The following is an 18,773-nucleotide window of genomic DNA, read 5'->3' on the forward strand; positions in this document are numbered from 1 at the left end:
CGTAAACGAGCTGGAAGATGTTGGGACCGTTCAATGAAGGCTTTTTCTGCCAGATAATGCGGCTCCCCCCAAATGATGTTGGGAGCTGGGTTTGGACTTAATACGAGAGTACGTCATTTTAGCCGCCAATTTATTAGGGAATTCGACTTACTTTCCCTATTTGCTCATCGGGGTTGGCTCTTTTTTCACCATCTATCTGGGATTTCCGCAATCCGTTATTTTATTCATGCTTGGAAGGTTTTGAGTGGACGCTACGAGCGAGAGGACGCTGAAGGCGATACCACCCATTTTCAGGCTTTGGCCACCGCGTTATCGGGCACGGTTGGCACCGGAAATATTGCGGGCGTAGGTTTTGCTATTTTTCTCGGTGGTCCTGCTGCGCTTTTTTGGATGTGGGTGACTGCCTTTGTGGGCATGGCTTCAAAATTTGTCGAAGTGACCCTTTCTCACAAATATCGAATCAAAGCAGATGACGGGTTTATTTCGGGCGGTCCCATGTATTACATGGAACGCAAGCTCAACCAGAAATGGCTTGCTGTTATTTTCGCGATCGCGACGGTGACAAGCTCCTTTGGAACCGGAAGCTTGCCGCAGATCAACAGTATCGCAAGTGCCATGCACACTACCTTTGAGATTCCTCACATGCTGACTGGCGCTGTGCTTGCCGCCGTCTTGTTTATGGTAATTATTGGAGGGATTAATCGCATTGCGCATTTTACGCAGAGCATTGTGCCGACGATGGCAACTATCTATGTCGTTGGAGCGCTTGCGGTGATCCTTCCGCACTTGGACCAGGTGGGTCCTTCGTTTCTCGCGGTGTTTCGAGACGCGTTTTCCGGCACGGCGGCCGTAGGCGGCTTTCTTGGTGCGAGTTTTTCCTTTGCGTTCACTCGTGGTGTGAATCGTGGTTTGTATTCCAACGAGGCGGGGCAAGGTTCGGCTCCGATTGCTCACGCGTCGGCCAAGGGCGAGGATCCCGTTGCCGAAGGCATGGTTTCTATTTTAGAGCCCTTCATTGATACCATTGTGATTTGTACCATCACCGGTTTGGTAATTTTGAGCTCGGGGGTTTGGACTCAAAAATATGAAAACGATTTTCAACGCAGTGATACGCGTTTTATTCATGGTCGATACGACGACGCATCTCACAAGGATCGGGCTGTTTTATTTCAACATCTCTCAGGGATCAAAGGTTCCGGTATTGAGACGCTGAACGGTGCAATCGACGTTGTAGACGGCGTTCCTGAACAGGGTGAATACACTATTTTGCATGCGCGTTCAGTTGCAGAAGATGTTCGCTTCTATCGGAAGGGTAAGTTGTATACGGGCAAAGTGGATGTCGCGGACGGCAATGTCATTGACAGTACGATTTCTCTAAAAGGCAAATCGCTTTTGCATACTGTGCAACTTACGGCGAAAGCTTTTTCCATGGGTTGGTTTGGCGACTTTGGCCAGATTATTATCGCTATTGGTCTTTTGCTTTTTGCTTTTTCGACGGCGGTTGCTTGGTCCTACTACGGGGATAGAGCGATGGTTTATCTTCTTGGTACCAAGTTTGTTTTTCCTTATCGTGTTGTTTACTGTATAGCGTTTTTCTTAGCTTCCTTTGTGGACACGACTTTGATTTGGGATATCGCCTCGGTGACGATTGCGCTGATGGCAATTCCCAATCTTTGCGGCATAGTGATTCTTCATAAAGACATGAAGCAGTCGGTGAAGCATTATTGGGAAAATTTCGAAAAGGGCCCGCATGGCTCTGGCAAAGCATAGAATGGATCGTTTGAGGGCAAAGCATGGCAAAAAACGGCATCAATAAATACAGCAAGCTCATTACCGAGCCCAAGTCGCAAGTAGCATCGCAAGCCATGCTCTATGCAACAGGCCTTTCGGAAGAAGACATGCACAAGGCTCAAGTGGGCATTGCAAGCATGTGGTTTGAAGGCAACCCCTGCAATATGCACCTGCTTGATTTAGCGGCAAGTGTGAAACAAGGGGTAGAAGAAGCAGGCTTAGTGGGGATGCGTTTCAACACCATTGGTGTTTCAGACGGAATTTCCATGGGCACGGACGGAATGAGTTTTCCTTACAGAGCCGTGATCTTATTGCTGATAGCATTGAGACGGTGATGAGTGCGCAGTGGTACGACGGCGCGGTGGTGATACCTGGTTGCGATAAAAATATGCCAGGTTGCATGATAGCTCTTGCGCGCTTAAATCGTCCGGCCTTGATGGTGTACGGCGGCACAATCCAGGCAGGGAAAAGCACAAGCGGTAAGTCATTGGATATTGTTTCGGCTTTTCAGTCCTATGGTGAGCTCGTTTCGGGGAAAATCACCGAAGCGGAGCGCATTGATATTGTTAGACATGCCTGCCCTGGTGCAGGGGCCTGCGGCGGTATGTACACGGCAAATACGATGGCGTCCGCTATTGAAGCGATGGGTATGGCGCTGCCTTACAGTGCATCGACTCCGGCAGATGATCCACAAAAAGAAAAAGAATGTTTAAAGGCGGGTGTAGCGCTACGCCATTTGCTCGAGCAAGACATAAAGCCACTTGATATCATGACACGCCAAGCCTTTGAAAATGCGGTAGTGGTTGCAACGGCGCTTGGTGGATCAACCAACTTGGTCTTGCATTTGATCGCTATGGCGCGTGCTGCTCAAGTTTCGCTGACGATTGACGATATTCGTGAGCTTGGTGAGCGCACTCCTGTTCTGGCGGATCTTAAACCCAGTGGTGAGTATGTGATGGCTGATGTGCATCGCGTTGGTGGTGTGCCGGCGGTGATGAAATACTTGCTTGAAAAAGGAGCTCTTCATGGGGACTGCTTGACCGTAACCGGCAAAACTTTAGCTCAGAATCTGAACGACTTACCTGCACTGAGCAAAGGTCAGAAAGTGATTCAAAGTTGGGATAAACCCATCAAGGCCACCGGACACATTCGCATTCTTAAAGGGAATCTTGCGCCCACAGGTGCAGTTGCGAAAATCACAGGCAAAGAAGGTTTACGTTTTTCCGGCCCAGCTCAAGTCTACGATAGCGAAGAGCAGATGCTTTCAGCGGTCGAGGCCGGCGAGATAAAGAAAGGTAGCGTGATCGTGATTCGCTACGAGGGTCCTAAGGGCGGGCCGGGTATGCCGGAGATGCTCGCACCGACCTCGATGATCATGGGTGCTGGACTTGGCAAAGAGGTAGCGCTTATGACAGACGGACGTTTCTCAGGCGGCTCCCACGGATTTATCATTGGTCATGTGACACCTGAGGCTCAAGAAGGCGGTCCGATTGCATTGATCAAAGATGGCGATACTATTTCGATTGACGCGGAAAAAAATACCATTGATTTAGAGCTCGAGGAAAAAGAACTTGCTGCGCGCAAACAGCAATGGACCGCTCCGCCGCTGAAAGCCACAAAAGGGACGCTCTACAAGTACATAAAGAATGTACGCTCTGCTTCCGAAGGTTGTGTGACTGACGAGTAGGGAAGCGTTGGTGCGCTTATCTGTTGAAGAAACTTACCAAGTCTCGCTTCCATGACAGCTCAAATTTGAGCAGCGTCTTGTGCTCGGGTCGTAATTTCCACCTTTGGGCATGAGGACGTTTTTTGTGCCATCGATATGCAATTGCGAATCGATGATCTGAAGTGATTGATTGACTACCTGGGCATGGCAATCTGAACACGGGATTCTTTTATCTTTAATATGCTTGTTGTGATCTCCGCTCATACCTGATGCACTTTGCCCACCGGCAGGTGTCAGATGGCACGAGGAGCACGCCATGTCGGTAGTGCTGGTCCAGTTGATACTGCCGTTGTTGCCCCGCCCGTTCCCGTGGCAATAAAGGCTGTTGCAGGTGCCGGTGGTGAAATCGACGGTAGCGGAAGGGTTTAGACCATCAAAAGGAATTTCGGCGACGTTGTCACCATCAATATGTCCAGGACTATCTACATTGCCGGGCACAGTGTGGCAGCTCTCGCATGCGATAGTGCGTCGCCACGTTGAAGAGCTAAGATGCTCGCGGTGAGCACCGACGCCTCGCGCGCTTCGAGTTGAACTTCCCGCAAGGTTTTTGGGTGGGGCGGAGTTTCCGTTTGAGCCGTGACATGAATCGCATGCGCCGCCCGTATTGACGTTAACAATTCCATCGATATGGCTTGATGGGTTGTTGAAGGTGTCTGTGCCGGAGTTCACATTGGGATGACAGGAACCGCAAGCTGTTGAATCTGGGTGAGGCGATGGCGGCGGGTAGCCATGACAAGAACTGCATGTCATGGCAGTTGTACTGGTCCAGCTAATTGAACCATTGGAAGCAGTGCCGTCTCCGTGGCAATACAAATTGTTACATTTATGGGTTGTAAGATTTACGGAGGCGCTAGGGTTGAGCGCTCCAAACGAGACTTCGGCGATATTATCACCGTCAAGGTGTCCTGGAGAGTCGACGTTGTCGGGCACGACGTGACATGACTCGCAGGACATCTGTCTGGCCCAACTGGTTGCTCCGAGATGAACGCGGTGAGCGCCAACGCCGGGCACTGTGCGAGCCGTATTGCCTGCGAGATCCAAAGGTGGAGCTGAAATTCCATTCGAACCATGGCACGAATCGCAGGCTGTCGATCCGTCGGTTACATCAAGCACCCCATCGATGTGTCTTTCCGGTGTTCGGAAGGTATCGCTGCCAGGGTTCATCGTTGGATGGCATGAACCGCAATCAGAGGCCTGTGGGTGTGGAGCGGGTGGTGGGTTGCCGTGACAAGAGCCGCATTGCATGGGCTCGGTGCTCGTCCAGCTTACTGTTCCGTTCGATGACTTGCCATTGCCATGACAGTACAGATTGCTGCAAGTCGCATTCGCAAAATTAACGGAACCGGAAGGATTCAGTTCATCAAAAGGTACTTCTGCGACGTTGTCTCCGTCGATGTGACCCGGAGAGTCAACAGTACTTGGTACGGTGTGGCAATTGGAGCAGGACAAGGTTCGATGCCAATCCGAGCCTCCAAAATGCTGCCGATGTGCACCAACGCTTGCGAACGACCGATCCGTGTTTCCATCGAGATCCAAAGGTGGCGCTGAGTTTAGATCTGAGCCGTGACAGGTCACGCATTCGGAGCCATCACCAAGGTCAAGTACGCCATCGATGTGACGACTGGGATCAAGAAAGGTATTGGTGCCTGCCTGCATTGAAGAGTGACACAAGCCGCAATCGGAAGAGGCAGGGTGAGGAGCGGGTGGTGGGTTGCCATGGCAAGTACCGCAAGCATTTTGCGTACCGTCGACTCGTGTCCATAGCGGTTCATTCAGCGTTCCGCCGCTAAGCGTCGCGCCGTGACAGTAGACGTTGGTACAGGTGTCGTCGTCACGAATCTCGGGAGTTAGGCCGCCAGTGGTTGCAAGCGCGGAGAAGGTGAGTTCGGCCTTGCTATCGCCATCATCGATGTGTCCGGGTGAGTTGACTTCGGCGGGTACCAAGTGACAGGAGTCACAGGTCACTGATTTATGCCATGTCGATATGCCACCAATGTGGCTGCGGTGCGCACCGACGCCTCGCGTGCTTGAATCGATTGTTCCGCCAAGACCACGGGGTGGAGCTGGACTGAGTGAGTTGCCATGACAGGTGTAGCAAGCCGGATCGGATGATTCGACGACTTGTGGTAGTTGATCTTGTGGGTCAGGGCGCGTTGAAGAACAGCTTGCTAGTCCGAGCGCAACTAGAACACAAGAAACTCGCGCAAGCGTTTCTATAAACAGCGTGCGACGATGCACTTGTATAAGTAAACCCACACGTCATTTTAGCCCGCGATAGCCTCAGAGGCAAATGTTGGGTATATGTTTTGTTCGTTGTTCAAAATCTTTAGCAATGTAAGCTATCGCATAGGTAGCTGTCGCGCTTACTTATCTTGAGTTGGCGTGCAGTGTATGCGGTACGCCGTGTCATGGGGGCTTGAAACAGTTTGCTGAAGCAAAATCGCACAACTTTGTCCTTCTAGAAATTCTGCTATGATGGCGCTGCATGCCTCGTTATTGTGCGGTTTTTTTTGCTTTGTCTTTTACATGGATGCTTTTTGCATGTCAGGGTCATGGAAAATCCACTTCAAAAGAATCCGATGCGGGCACGGATGATACGGGCCTGTCCAATACGCCGCTAGCCACATCGAGTGCGATTGTTAATATGTCTCGTCTTGAAGGCGATTCACCCTTACTCCATGCGGCGTTGTTTTGGTTTGGTAGCCTTTCTTTGGAAAGTAACTACGCTGATGGGCGTATAGGGTTTGATGACACTGGACTACAGCTTCATCTTACAGCCTTTGATTTTAAAATTTGGTATGACGAAAATCCTAGTATTGAAACGCTCGAGCAATGGGATGCTTTTAGTGTCTATCTTGCAAGTGATACGGACGGCGTGAACAGAATGCGCTTTGTAGGTCAATTCGCCTATGGCAATGACAGCAGCGGATATCAGCAGGCCTATGCTTGGAATGGAAGTGATTGGGAGACTAGCTCTACTTCCTACACCATCGAGACGGGGTATCGCTCTTCAGGCTTAAACCGTGACGATGCTGAAGCAAGTGGCTGGAACCTTACATTGACTGTTCCATATGCATCACTCGGTCTTTCCGCCGCGCCGGATACGGGAAGTGAATGGCACATGGCAGTGCTTATGCACGATCGTGATTCGGGCGATGGTCCTGCCCTGGAGCCCAAGGGATGGCCCTATGGTGTCGATGTGGACGATCCAAGTAGTTGGGGCGTGTTGCGTTTTGGGATGCCGACTTACAGCTCAAGTCCTTCAAACACCGGGACAGAGTACGAAATTTACGAGGGTCTTGATGGACAGCATGTCGTTGATGCGCATGTTGGCGGCAGCAGTGATTGTGGCGGAGTGTTGGGGACCGGCGAGAAGAAGTTTAGTGAATGGGGTGATCTCAACTATGCAGGCTCAATTTTTCTAAATGTTCAAAACCAATGGGATGTTGCAGACTCAGGTTGCTTTTCAAAGGTGTACTTGCGGTTTAACTTGGGTGCCTTGCCAGCCGATAAAGTTGTCCAACACGCTGAGTTGCGTATGCATCATTTTGGCAATTCCTTGCCTAGTGAAGCGCCGGATTCCTATATACAGGTTCATACCACCGCTGCGCAGTGGGATGAGCAGACCATTACTTGGAACAATGCCCCTTCTGCTATTGAGAATCTAAGTGGCGTAGTCGTGCAGCCTTTGCCTGCCGGATCAACCGATGTGGTTGCATACGAGTGGGACGCGAGTCGAGCGGTTGCTGCTTCGTATGAAGAGGGAAGTGAAGTTGCTCTAGTCTTGTACAGTGGCGATGGGCCTCGACATACAGGAAAATATTTCACGGCTTCTGACGGCTCCGATGGAAATCCGTTTCGCCGTCCAGCTTTGTTAGTAACTTTAGCCGATCCGTGATTTTATGATGGGTTTCGTTAAAAGAGCGATGGCTGTTGGAGTGTTGCTCTGGTTGTATGGCGACACTGCTCAAGCGCAACAAGATTGGCCCATGGCAGCAGCCAATCCGGCGCGCACTTCGCACTGTGATACTGAAGTGGCAGGTGGACTTAAGGTCCAGTGGTATAAACCCATCGAGCCCTACATTTCTCAGAAAGTGCAGCTCATCGCGGCTGCTGATATGATTTTTGTTAGCACCGCGCGTGGTCTTTATGTGCTTGATGCAGCTTCAGGTGATGAGCTGTGGGTCTTTCCAACTGAGATGCCGCTTGGCCATTCACCCACCTACAGCGACGGTACGCTTTATGTGGGCGGACATGATCGGCGACTCTACGCTGTTGATGCAACGAATGGGAGCTTAAAGTGGAGCTTTGATGCCGAAAGCGGTTTTCAAGTTAACCCGCTTGTCATAGATGGTTCTGTGTTTGCTGGAAACAGAGATGGAAACTTTTACGCACTTGATGCCGCAAATGGAAATGAGCGTTGGCGATTTAAGACGGATGGACCGATTCTTTTTTCGGCTGCATACGACAATGGGCTTCTGTTTTTTGCTTCGCAAGACAGTCACGCTTATGCCATTCGAGCGAACAACGGAGAGCTCGTTTGGAAAAAAAAGCTTGCAAGTGGTGGCTTTCATTCCTATTGGCCTGTCGTTTATCGAGACCGTGTCGTCTTTGTGACTGCTCACAACTACCTGACCAGTGGTGGCGACCCGGGCAGCGAAATCGCATCGCTATCGCAAGCCGACTCCGCCGCGTTGTTTCCTGATCGAAACTCGACCGACCCTCCTGCTCCTCCAAGGGGAACTCCCATTAGTACAATTGGCCAAGCCACAGGGAGCTGGGTGACAGGTACCCCTACCTACGATGCTTCAAGCGTAGTGAATTATCATGACTCAAACCCATCACGTCGTACGGTGTATGTTCTTGATTTGATTACTGGCGAGGAGAAAGAACCAGCCCCTTACCTGTGGGCTTGGACGCGCAGCGGAACCCGTCATCCACCCGTGGTAGGTTACGATGATGTTCTTTATCTAACCACGAACTATTTATTTGATCCGGCTATTAACGGTGGGCACGTCAGCGGCTGGGAGCCCGGCTCCAATGTCATGAGTGTGATCAGTTCAGATTGGGCAGCGGTTGATGAGCCACATGCGATTTCAGCAGGAGGCAAGTACATCTACTGGAACCTGTGCTGCAACCGACAAGGCGGCACGATTGACATCAGTAAGCCCAATACCGATTTTTATAACAATGCACAGCAAGCTGGGGATCCGACTTCTTTGCCTGACCCGTCGCGTGAATGGTTTCACATCAACTACAATCTGGATGAGCTTGCGCCGGGCTATAACGATGCCTACGCCTTCAACGCGACCGAGAAACCCTATGCCGCTTTTGGCGGACCCAACGGATCGTATGGCTATCACGGTGACGTCAATGCGTTGATCCCCTATAAAGGTCGTTTGTATACACACCGTGGCAATTCGGTGTTTGCGTTTTCGGCTGATGGCTCGGCTAAGCTGCTTTCACAAGCCATGATTCAGCCGAGCGTGGCTGCTCCGCCGGCTTACCACAACGCGGATATACTACGTGAGAAGCTTGCCAGCGAGATTAACAAGATGCTGGAAAAAGGTCATCTACGTCCTGGCTACAAGGGGCATGGAATCTGGTCACTGCGAGCGGAGAGCGTATGCGGCGAGCGACTCAACAGCTACTTCCATCATCCTGCTGAAACCTTGGCGACCTTGGCCTGGGCACTTCCTTATCTTGATGCTGATTTGGCGGAGCAGACCAAGCAATACATGCGGATGGAATACGAATCCTATCCGCCGCAAAGCACCAATGATGTAGGTTGGAGCACGGGTGCGGCGCGTGAAGCTTTTGAGTTACCTCCCGAGGTCCAAGCGGATCTTCCGAGCTTGCCCGCCAGTGCAAGCTTTTTTAACTTCGAGGGCTGGCAGCGTAACCCCTATGCTTTTTATGGACTGTGGAAATACGCTGAAGCAATCCAAAAAGAACAAAGCATTTACGCCTCGTTAACAGACTTGCCCGAAGCGCCTCCGTCGGATGACTACCTGAAGCGCAATCCGCACGTGCTCAATGCTTATATTGCAGGCTACATAGGTTATACCGAACTGCAAAAAGCGGCAGGTGTTCAGGAAGATGCCAGTCTAGCTTCAGAACGAGATCGCTTGATTAAGCTGCGAATTGATTCGTTTACCGTCGATTCAGGCTATAAAGATGCCAACACGGTTCAGGAATACTACTGCCGCACGCTTAACACTTCCAATAATTTTATCTTTCTCGTTCCGGAGCTTGCACTTCGGTTGCGCGATACGGCGTATAGCCGAGTTGAAGCAGCTATTCTGGCTTACAGTATAAGTGCTCCTTATTGGTTTGTTTCCTTCACCGAAGAGGGCTATGCGGAAAATGCCATTAGCCCTTTACAGGATACCACCATGCTCATGGCGCGAACGTGGATCATGCGGGAGTCGGTCGATAAGCTCGATCGCTATTTGGATGTGCCGGGTTTTGCTGTCGGAGACCTTTATTACATTCAAAAACTTGTTGCTTTGCTATGGGCCTATGAATTTGGTCCTGCTCCTGCGCCTATCACATCCTCAACAAACACAAATGTCATCGGCGGTTGCGGCTGTGAGCTACGAGAGTCTTTTCGTGGCTCTTCTTGGCTGAAGTATTTTGGAATGGTTGTGTTTGTCGTCTTTTTGTGGCGACGTAAAAATACGTTGTAGAGCTTGACGTTAAGGAACCGCAGAAGCTCTTTTGCACGGTTCTGGATGGGTGAAAGCTAAAAAGACCTCAATTTGTTGGCTTTTGTTTTGGTATGGATTTTGCTGATGATAGGGATGAGTATGGAGGGGTGGAGTGAGTTTGCGAATTTTTAATTGCTTAATTTTTCTTGGCTTGGTGAGCGGATGTGGTTTGATCGTCGATGCCGATTCTTCGCGTTTCGCCAATGATTTTAGCGGTAGTGCATCAAGCGATGCAGGCACTTCTTCTCCGGATGCATCCTTATGCCCAATCGATTGTGACGATGGGGTTGCCTGTACGGAGGATCTTTGTGTGGATGGAAGCTGTCAAAACACCCCCAACGATGCCCTTTGCGGTGATGCTGAGCGTTGTCATCCCACACGTGGTTGCATCGCTGCGCGTTGCACGGATCAAGCAAGCTGCGATGATGGTCTGGTGTGCAACGGTGAAGAGACTTGCAGTCCGGGACATCCGAGCGCGGATCCTGTAACGGGTTGTCTCGGTGGACTCCCGATGAACTGCGGCAGTGGCGATCAATGTGATGCGAGTTGCTACGATTGTGGCTCTGGCAGCTGTTCTGAAAGTCTGCAGATGTGCGTGTACGCCGGCATCGATGATGATGGTGATGGCGCCACTGTTGATAGTTCAAACAACGGTATGTGCGAGGGGGGCAGCGACTGCAACGATCAGGATGCTGCTATCCATCCAGGAGCGGACGAATATTGTGATGATACCGATTCAGACTGCAACGGCGATGCTTTGAATCAAGGAAATTGTTTTGGCCAAAGTTGCAGCATGGCTTTGCCTGTCTCGGGCAGTTCGTTTTCTTTTATCAACTCTTTTCGAATTTTGAGGCGAACCACACGACTTCTTGTGATCAATCAAGTGAAAGTCCTGATGCCGTGTTTGCAATCGCAATCGCTCAACTTAGTTCAGTAACGATTGACTCGAAGGGCGATGAAAGCCTTATTCTTGCGGTAAATGACAGCAATTGTGGCAACTTTAACACCTGTTACGGATCGGGTAACGGCAATGGCAAGATCAAGCTAACAGTAAACTACGTGCAGCCCGGAACCTTTTATCTTCTCGTCAAGGCCATGAACGCGAATGCGCAAGGCAACATTGATATTGATATTTCTGTGACGCCTATGTAACTCTAGTTACACATGTTGCCAGGAGGATTGTTGTTGTCGACTGGTAGGTCAAAAGGTGGCTTGAAACAGCAAACATTGTCACCGCATGCTGGGTCATCGGGACCGGCCGGTTGTTTCATGCCTCCCTCTCGTAGGGTTAAGTAACCGCTATCGCAACCATCCTGAGCTGGAGCGCAATGGCAATAACTGTTTTCGGTATCACAAAGGCATACACCTCCCCACCCGGTGCTGTAGCCCATGCATTTGAGATAGTGATCGATGATGCAGGCACAGGTGACTTCGGTGGGATTGATCGCGTCCGGGCATTCGGCGTTTGCAGTTGTAATGCAGGCTGCAGACGGATCGGGATCCGGGGGTGGATCTGTGGTGCCCGAATCGGTTGGAGGAGTTGTCGTTCCGCTATCGACGAGCGGGTTGTCCGGAGTGACGCGGTCTTCGATGGGACAATTTTCACCGACTTCCGATGGTAGACAGGCGGTGAGCATGCCATGGGAGCATTCGATGTGGCCTATTGGGCAGCCGTTTGGATAAGTTCCTCCACACGGTCCACGTGCCGGATCGTTGGGGTCTGGCTCGTCGACGAGGCCTTGCGGGTCGTTATTGTCATCGACGCCGTTGCATACCTCAACGCCATCCGTACCGCTGTCTCTGCCAGTGTTACTCACATTGCACGCGAAAATTCCAAAAGCAAGGCATGCAAAGAATGTGTTGCGTAAGCAAAGCATACCCTAGTTTAGCGCAGCTCTTACCTTTGCGCACATGCTTTATTGAAGAGCCGAAAATAGACACAAAAACCAGACTAAAAAGCGATTTTATCTGCTTTGGACTCTGGGAGAGTCAAATCGAGAGCAATCATATCCAGCCCCTGTTGGGCTCGATATTCCTGGTAGTAAGTCAGTACGCGGCGTACGTAGCGGTGGGTTTGGCTAAAAGGAATGCGCTCAAGGAAAGCATCAAGGGGCATGTTGGAAGCATGGCGTCGGAGCCACTTGCGAACATTATGTGGCCCGCCGTTGTAGCTCGCGATGGCTAAAGGAAGTTGTCCGTCAAAGCGTTTGATCAAGGATGACAAATACCAAGCGGCAAATGCGATATTGGTTTCAGGCTCCAAAAGCTCATCGACCGTGAAGTCTGTTCGACCCATGTTGTTGGCAATCAAAGCGCCCGTTCGGGGCATGATTTGCATGAGACCCATGGCGCCCGCGTAGGAGATGATCCGTTTTGGTAGACGCTTTCAACTCGCATGACGGCAAGCAAGAGATTCGGATCCAAGTCGTGACGTTTGGCGGCTTTGACTACGGCGTCGTAAAAGGCCGAGGAAGGGTGGAAAGGTGGTTCCATCCGGCAAGTGCGATGGCGGTACCGTAATCGCCCAAGGCAATCGAAGCATCGGCCAGGACTCTTCGATCATCGACATCGAGAGCCATTCGCGCGCGTTTCGTTTGGACATCGGGCCAGCCGAGTCGCACTGCGCGGCCCTTGTAAACCGAAGCAAGACCCATGCGAAGATCCTTACGGCCGGTCGCCGAGCGCCAAGCACGGTAAACTTCAACAAGTTCATCGTTGGCAGCGTCCATTTCTCCGAGCCGCATCAGATCACGTGCGCGACGAAGCCAAGGAAAGGCATCGTCATGTTCACGTACGAGTGGGCTTAGCTTCGTGATGACATTGCGCAATGCTTGGCTTGCTTTTTTACCAAAGGCGATGTTGCTCTGCTCGTAGCCCATGTTGGACTGGCTTCGAGTGAACAAGGCCTCTCGCGAGTTGATGTGCTTGAGTTCTTCAAGTTTACACATGGCAGAGAGCCGTTGTTCCGCCCACAACTTATAGTAGGGCCGCTCGTTGTCGTCTTGTTCGACGACTTGCACGAAAGCTTTCGTTGCAGCAGTCTTTTGACCGCTGCGCTCCAAAGCTCGCGCGTAGTGGTAGCGTGCTGCAAGGCCAAGGCGTCGGTCTTCAAGCATAGGCGCTAGAAGCTTGATAATCAGCTCGTCCGACGCATTGCCCGTGGCAAGCACCGCCATTTCGAAGCGAAAGGTGGGCCAAAGCGAGCGACGCGTGCTGAGCAATGCTTCAAGTACTTGATTTGCGCTTTCTTTGATGCCTGCAGCGGTTGCGATTTCCAACACAAGCTTGAGCTGCGGAAAGCTTAGGCGAACGTAGGGTCGGCGCCGCAGAATCTGATCGATGCGTTGTTTGCCGAGCTCAGCCTCAGTAGCAAGAGCTTCTTCTTCAATGGCCGCTGCCTCGTCATTGTCGATGGCGCCTTGTTTGGGATCTGATTTCTGAGCTTCTTTGAGAAGTTTTTGAGAGTCTTCGAATCGACCTTCGTATCTGGCCAGTTGCGCTGCAAGGGCCGTAACGCTTGCGCGGTTGCGCGCAGAGAGCACTGTGTTCAACAGCGCATCAATTTCGCTGCGCGCGAGGTCGAATGGACCCGAACGCAATAATAGCTCTGCTCGGGCGATACGTTGCACGATGCTATAGTCTCGTACAGGAATCCCTTCATCGTGCAAAAATTGCAGCTCTACTCTTGCAAGTTTAGCAACCGGATGCCCTGGGTTGTTGAGGTCAATGCTGCGAAATGCGTTAACTGCGCCTTGAATGTCTCCCCAACTCTTTTTAGCTTTGGCGAGCTTAAACTTTAACAGTAGCTCGTTTGGCAGATTTGGGTAGCGTTTCACAAGTTCATTCAGTGCAGTGCTTGCACCTTTATCGTGAGCTTCGAGCAAACAACGGGTTTGTCCCATGCGAGCTTCGACGATAACGCGTGATTCAGGGCTCGTGCTCGCCAAGGAAAAGGCCCGACAGGCTTCTGGGTAGTGTCCCTCCTTCATCAAGAGTTCAGCACGGCGCAAAGCAAAGCGGTCTTCAAGATGAGGCAGTGCCCATTCAACGACTCGCAGGTGCATGCGTGCCTGAGCAACGTCGCCATGTTCGTCGGCGAGATCTGCCTGCTCGAGGGCGCGCCTGGCGGCCTGGAACATCTCGGGGGAACTTTGTTGATCAATCAACCGCGGCGGCAAACACATTGGTACTTCGCCGCTGTTTGGCCTCAGGGTGTAGCTTTGGTTTTCCACCTGGCTGAGCTGTTTCTGTGGGACAGCGCAAATTGGGGCGTTGGGAAATGCCCCCGCTGGTGAAGACAACCCCGCAAATAAAGCCATTAAAAGTATGGGAACAAAGCGTACTGCCACCTTCTTAGTATGACTGATTTCTGTCGTACATGCAAAAATTGCAGTTATACTGGATCTGAAAATTCGCCTGTTCTGGCAAGCTAAACATCTGGGATTGTTGACATTATCCACTCTGGCTTAGACGTAAAGGCAAGCCAAAACATTCATTCAGTGGTGTCGTTTTAAGGGGTTGAGCTGGAGTCCGACGAGCCATCTGTTTGTTCAGTGCTCGATGAAGCTTTCCCGTCGTTACGTATTTCTGGAATCAGCACAGTCGCGATGCTGAGAGACACGACAAGCAAAAGGAGACAAGAAAAATAACTCAAGAGCTGTTGAGCTTTGATTGGCCACGAAGTTTTTTTTCATTGGCTTTCCTTCTTCTATGGGTTGCCTAAGCGAGCGAGGATGTTATCGGGTGTGATTTTTTCTACAGCATCACTATGACGCTCTTTAAACTCCACGATACCATCGGCTAGCCCTTTGGCTCCAACGGTGATTCGAACCGGAATGCCAAGTAAGTCAGCGTCTTTGAATTTCACGCCTGGCCGTTCATTGCGCTCGTCCCAAAGTGTCGAAACCGAAGCTTCTTGGAGCTGGTTATAAAGCTCTTCTGAAGCATCCATGACCGCATCGTCCTGACCGAGTGTGGTCAAAATAACTTGATAAGGTGCAATGCTTATTGGCCAGACGATGCCGTGCGCGTCGTGGTGCTGCTCGATGGCTGCAGCAACCAGTCGTGAGATACCGATGCCGTAGCATCCCATGATGAGGGGAGCCTCTTGCCCCTGCTCATTGAGGAAGTTTGCACGCATTTTTTCACTGTAGTGCGTGCCAAGTACAAAGATATGGCCAGCTTCGATACCGCGATAGCTTTTGATTGGCCTGTTGCAGTTCGGACAAGGACTGCCTTCTTTGAGTTTCGCTGCATCAGCGATTTCCGTATTTGCGGCGTAGTCGCAGGCTTCGCATGCTACGATGCTGTCTTCCCCGGTGGTGGCTAGCACCTGAAACTCGGCACTGCTTGAGCCACCCATTGCGCCGCTATCGGCGGCGACAACGCGGTAATCTAGGCCAATCCGTCCAAAGATGGCATGGTAAGCGTTTTTCATCTGCTCGTAGGTCTTTAGCGCGGCTTCTTCGCTCACATCGAAAGAATAAGCATCTTTCATGAGAAACTCGCGACAACGCAAAAGACCTGCGCGGGGACGTGGCTCATCACGGTATTTCATTTGAATTTGATAGAGTGTAGTAGGCAGCTGTTTGTAGCTTTTGATCTCACGCCGGGCCAAATCGGTGATGATTTCTTCGTGAGTTGGTGCGAGCATGTAGTCTGCTTTGTGCCTGTCTTTGATGCGAAACAAGGTCTCGCCGAAACTTTCCCAACGTCCTGTTTCTTGAAAATGCTCAGCAGGCACAAGTGCAGGCATGAGCAGTTCTTGGGCGCCAGCTTTGTTCATCTCATCGCGAACAATCGCGCTGATGTTTTGCAGCACGCGTAACCCTAATGGCAGAAGTTCATAGACACCTGCGCCAACGAGACGCATGTAACCACCGCGCAGCAACAAGATATGCGAAGGCGTTTGAGCGTCTTTGGGCGCTTCTTTAAAGGGTAGGGATGAAAGCTTTTGAATAGCGCATGGTGTTTACTCGGACGAGCCTTGTTTGGGGTCAACTTCGATGTGAAAGTCTTCGATGACGGGATTGCACAGAAGTTTTGTGGACATGGCCTCAAGGCGGTCTTTGAGATCCTTGGCATGACTGCTTTGGAACTCAAGTTCGATAAATTTACCTACTCGAACTGATTCAAGGTCGTCAAAACCAAGACTCTTAAGCGCGCGTCGCACGGCATCGCCTTGCGGGTCGAGCACTTCTTTTTTTAGGGTAACAATGACATTTGCTTTCATGAGGATAGATTCTTTCTTAGGCGGTCGTGGGGCTCTTGTAAATCTGGGATGAAGGCTTGTCCATAGATGCTTTCACAGGCTTGGATGTAGCGTCTGGCGGCTTCGATTCGGACATCATCGGGCAGGGTTGGAACAGCGCCTTCGCCTATAAAGCCCTGCCCTTTAAGCCAAGCACGTAGGTATTCCTTGTCAAAGGACTCCGGCGCCAGCCCAGCTTCTAAGCGTTGCTTGTAGCTTGAAGCGAACCAAAACCGTGATGAATCAGGGGTGTGGACTTCATCGATTAGGACAATCGTTCCGTCACTGGTTTTTCCAAATTCGTATTTTGTGTCGACCAAAATGAGGCCCTGCTTGGCGCAGTGAGCTTGCCCGAAGGCGAACAGGCGATGCGCAAAATCTGCCACCTGATCAAAGTCCTTGGCGCCAATTACATTTGCTTTGAGCAATTCTTCTCGGCTTACGCTTTGATCGTGACCACCGTGTTCTGCTTTTGTGCTGGGTGTGAGGATCGCTTTAGGAAGTGGCCCGTTGTGCACTAAGCCATCAGGAAGCGTGTGGCCGCAAAAGATGCGCTCACCCTTTTCGTAGTGGGTCCAAACGCTTGTGCTAGTCACGCCTGTCAAATACGCTCGCATGACAAACTCAACCGGCAAAGGTGTGCATTCGATGACTTTCATGGCAGCAGGATCGACGCGTTCTAGAAAATGATTGGGCACCAAATCTTTACTTTGCTCGAACCACCAGGCAGCCAGTTGGTTTAGAACTTGCCCCTTAAATGGTAGTGTTCCGATGCTGCGATCAAAAGCGCTGATGCGATCGGTGGTGACGATGAGGCGAGTGCCATCACTTAGGCTGTAGCTGTCACGAACCTTGCCTTCTTGTTTTGTTCCCAGCCAATCAAGGTCTGTGCTGTTAAGGCACAGATGAAGTCCCTGCTGAAGCGTTTGCTGGTTTACTGTCACGATGGGGTCTGCTCGAGTGCGCGATCAATAATGGTGTCAACGTGGCTTAGGACATGTTGTAGGTCAAACTGGGCTTCAATGTCGGTTTCGGAGAGTTTTGATCGAATGTCTTTGTCCTGAAGAATTAGATCTTTGAACGAAGCTTCTCCTGAAAAGGCGCGCATGGCATTTCGCTGCACAAGCACGTAGCCTTCTTGGCGCGGCAAGCCTTGCTCGACCAAACGAAGTAAAAGACCTTCGCTTGCCCAAAGCGAGCCTGTGCGGTCGAGGTTTTGCTTTAGATGTTCGGGATACACCACAAGATTAGCCATCATGCGGTTAACGCGATCGAGCATGAAAGCAAGTGTGGTGGTGGCATCAGGCAACAGCATGCGTTCAACGGAAGAATGCGAGATGTCACGCTCGTGCCACAGCGCGATGTTTTCCAGAGCTGGCGTGACAGCTGCGCGCACGATGCGAGCAAGGCCGCAAAGGTTTTCGCTGGCAATGGGATTACGCTTGTGCGGCATCGCGCTTGAGCCTTTTTGCCCTTTGCTAAACGCTTCTTCGGCCTCGGCCACTTCAGTGCGCTGCCAGTGCCGCACGTTGGTTGCGAGGCGCTCGATGGCAGCGGCCATCAGTGCCATAGCGGAAAAGAAGCTTGCGTGTCTGTCGCGCGCTACGACTTGCGTTGAAACTGTTTCAGGCGCAAGACCAAGCGCTGCTAAAGCTTCCTTTTCAATGCTTGGAGTAAGATGACTGTAGCTGCCTACGGCTCCTGCAATTTTGCCGACTGCGATTTCTTTTCGAGCGCTGCGAAGGCGTTCGCAGGCGCGATAGATCTCAGAATAGTGCCCTGCTAGACACAAGCCAAAGGTAAGAGGTTCAGCGTGGATGCCGTGGGAGCGACCTATCATGGGCGTATGTCGGTGCTCTTCGATGCGGACGCGCAATGCTTTGAGAAAGTCTTCGCTGCGCTTGATAAGGGCATCGCAGGCTTTGACCATGAGCAAGGCAAGAGAGCTATCAAGTACGTCTGATGAGGTCATGCCTCGATGAAGCCAGCGCGCGGGGCTGCCGCCCAGCTCTTCGATATGTGTTAAAAACGCAATCACGTCGTGTCGAGTGCTCGTTTCTATCTCATCGATGCGTTCGGGTTTGATTTTATCGCGCAAGTTAGCGAGGGAAACTGCCGTGCCTTTCGGAACAAGCTTTGCGTTTTCCATAGCGCGGCATGCAGCAAGCTCGACGTCGAACCAAGCTTGGTACTTGGCTAACGGCTGCCAAAGTTCATCAAAATCTGCGGGAGTATAACGAGGAATCATAATGTGGGCCTGACCCTAGCAAGGCCTTTGCGCCGCGCCAAGTGATAT

11 protein-coding genes and 3 pseudogenes are annotated in these 18,773 nt (G+C 51.3%); 6 read left to right on the forward strand and 8 right to left on the reverse strand.

The features are described 5' to 3' along the window. Positions 1-91: 91 nt before the first annotated feature. Together IPJ88_08775 and ilvD are read left to right on the forward strand one after the other, a co-directional pair. A pseudogene (locus IPJ88_08775) lies at positions 92-1,770 on the forward strand (amino acid carrier protein). Positions 1,771-1,793: 23 nt separating this feature from the next. After that, positions 1,794-3,478 (forward strand): annotated as a pseudogene (gene ilvD / locus IPJ88_08780) (dihydroxy-acid dehydratase). A 33-nt stretch (positions 3,479-3,511) separates the two neighbouring features. Here the strand turns inward: ilvD and IPJ88_08785 are convergent. Continuing rightward, positions 3,512-5,773, reverse strand: coding sequence for a CxxxxCH/CxxCH domain-containing protein (locus tag IPJ88_08785; GenBank protein QQR91779.1), 2,262 nt, complete (start codon positions 5,771-5,773; stop codon positions 3,512-3,514). A gap of 274 nt (positions 5,774-6,047) precedes the next feature. Between IPJ88_08785 and IPJ88_08790 the strand changes: the two genes are divergently transcribed. From IPJ88_08790 to IPJ88_08805, 4 genes are all read left to right on the forward strand, one after another. Further along, positions 6,048-7,415 (forward strand): DNRLRE domain-containing protein, encoded by a 1,368-nt coding sequence (locus IPJ88_08790; protein ID QQR91780.1) that lies wholly within the window; start codon positions 6,048-6,050, stop codon positions 7,413-7,415. Between the two features lie 4 nt (positions 7,416-7,419). Next, positions 7,420-10,206 carry a PQQ-like beta-propeller repeat protein gene (locus IPJ88_08795; protein ID QQR91781.1) on the forward strand — a complete coding sequence of 929 codons (2,787 nt, stop codon included), beginning with the start codon at positions 7,420-7,422 and terminating at the stop codon, positions 10,204-10,206. 133 nt (positions 10,207-10,339) lie between these two features. Continuing rightward, positions 10,340-11,164, forward strand: coding sequence for a putative metal-binding motif-containing protein (locus IPJ88_08800; GenBank protein QQR91782.1), 825 nt, complete (start codon positions 10,340-10,342; stop codon positions 11,162-11,164). After that, positions 11,128-11,379, forward strand: coding sequence for a hypothetical protein (locus IPJ88_08805; GenBank protein ID QQR91783.1), 252 nt, complete (start codon positions 11,128-11,130; stop codon positions 11,377-11,379). The genes IPJ88_08800 and IPJ88_08805 overlap by 37 nt, the downstream gene beginning before the upstream one ends. Positions 11,380-11,381: 2 nt before the next feature. Here the strand turns inward: IPJ88_08805 and IPJ88_08810 are convergent, their stop codons facing one another. The 7 genes and pseudogenes from IPJ88_08810 to IPJ88_08840 form a co-directional block, all read right to left on the reverse strand. Continuing rightward, the gene (locus IPJ88_08810) at positions 11,382-12,044 is read right to left on the reverse strand and encodes a hypothetical protein (protein ID QQR91784.1); all 663 of its coding nucleotides are present in this window, start codon (positions 12,042-12,044) and stop codon (positions 11,382-11,384) included. Positions 12,045-12,178: 134 nt separating this feature from the next. Continuing rightward, positions 12,179-12,574 (reverse strand): lytic transglycosylase domain-containing protein, encoded by a 396-nt coding sequence (locus IPJ88_08815; GenBank protein ID QQR91785.1) that lies wholly within the window; start codon positions 12,572-12,574, stop codon positions 12,179-12,181. Positions 12,575-12,674: 100 nt separating this feature from the next. Beyond that, positions 12,675-14,393, reverse strand: coding sequence for a hypothetical protein (locus IPJ88_08820; GenBank protein ID QQR91786.1), 1,719 nt, complete (start codon positions 14,391-14,393; stop codon positions 12,675-12,677). A 542-nt stretch (positions 14,394-14,935) separates the two neighbouring features. Next, positions 14,936-16,193 (reverse strand): annotated as a pseudogene (proS, locus tag IPJ88_08825) (proline--tRNA ligase). A 5-nt stretch (positions 16,194-16,198) separates the two neighbouring features. Beyond that, positions 16,199-16,459 (reverse strand): phosphoribosylformylglycinamidine synthase subunit PurS, encoded by a 261-nt coding sequence (purS, locus tag IPJ88_08830; protein ID QQR91787.1) that lies wholly within the window; start codon positions 16,457-16,459, stop codon positions 16,199-16,201. Further along, positions 16,456-17,421: a phosphoribosylaminoimidazolesuccinocarboxamide synthase gene (locus IPJ88_08835; GenBank protein ID QQR91788.1), complete on the reverse strand. Its 966-nt coding sequence runs from the start codon at positions 17,419-17,421 to the stop codon at positions 16,456-16,458. Before IPJ88_08835 ends, purS begins: the two co-directional genes overlap by 4 nt. Then, the gene (locus tag IPJ88_08840; GenBank protein ID QQR91789.1) at positions 17,418-18,725 is read right to left on the reverse strand and encodes an adenylosuccinate lyase; all 1,308 of its coding nucleotides are present in this window, start codon (positions 18,723-18,725) and stop codon (positions 17,418-17,420) included. Before IPJ88_08840 ends, IPJ88_08835 begins: the two co-directional genes overlap by 4 nt. Positions 18,726-18,773 lie beyond the last annotated feature (48 nt).

The sequence above is a fragment of the Myxococcales bacterium genome, from assembly GCA_016699535.1.
In the GTDB taxonomy this organism is placed as follows: Bacteria; Myxococcota_A; Polyangia; order Polyangiales.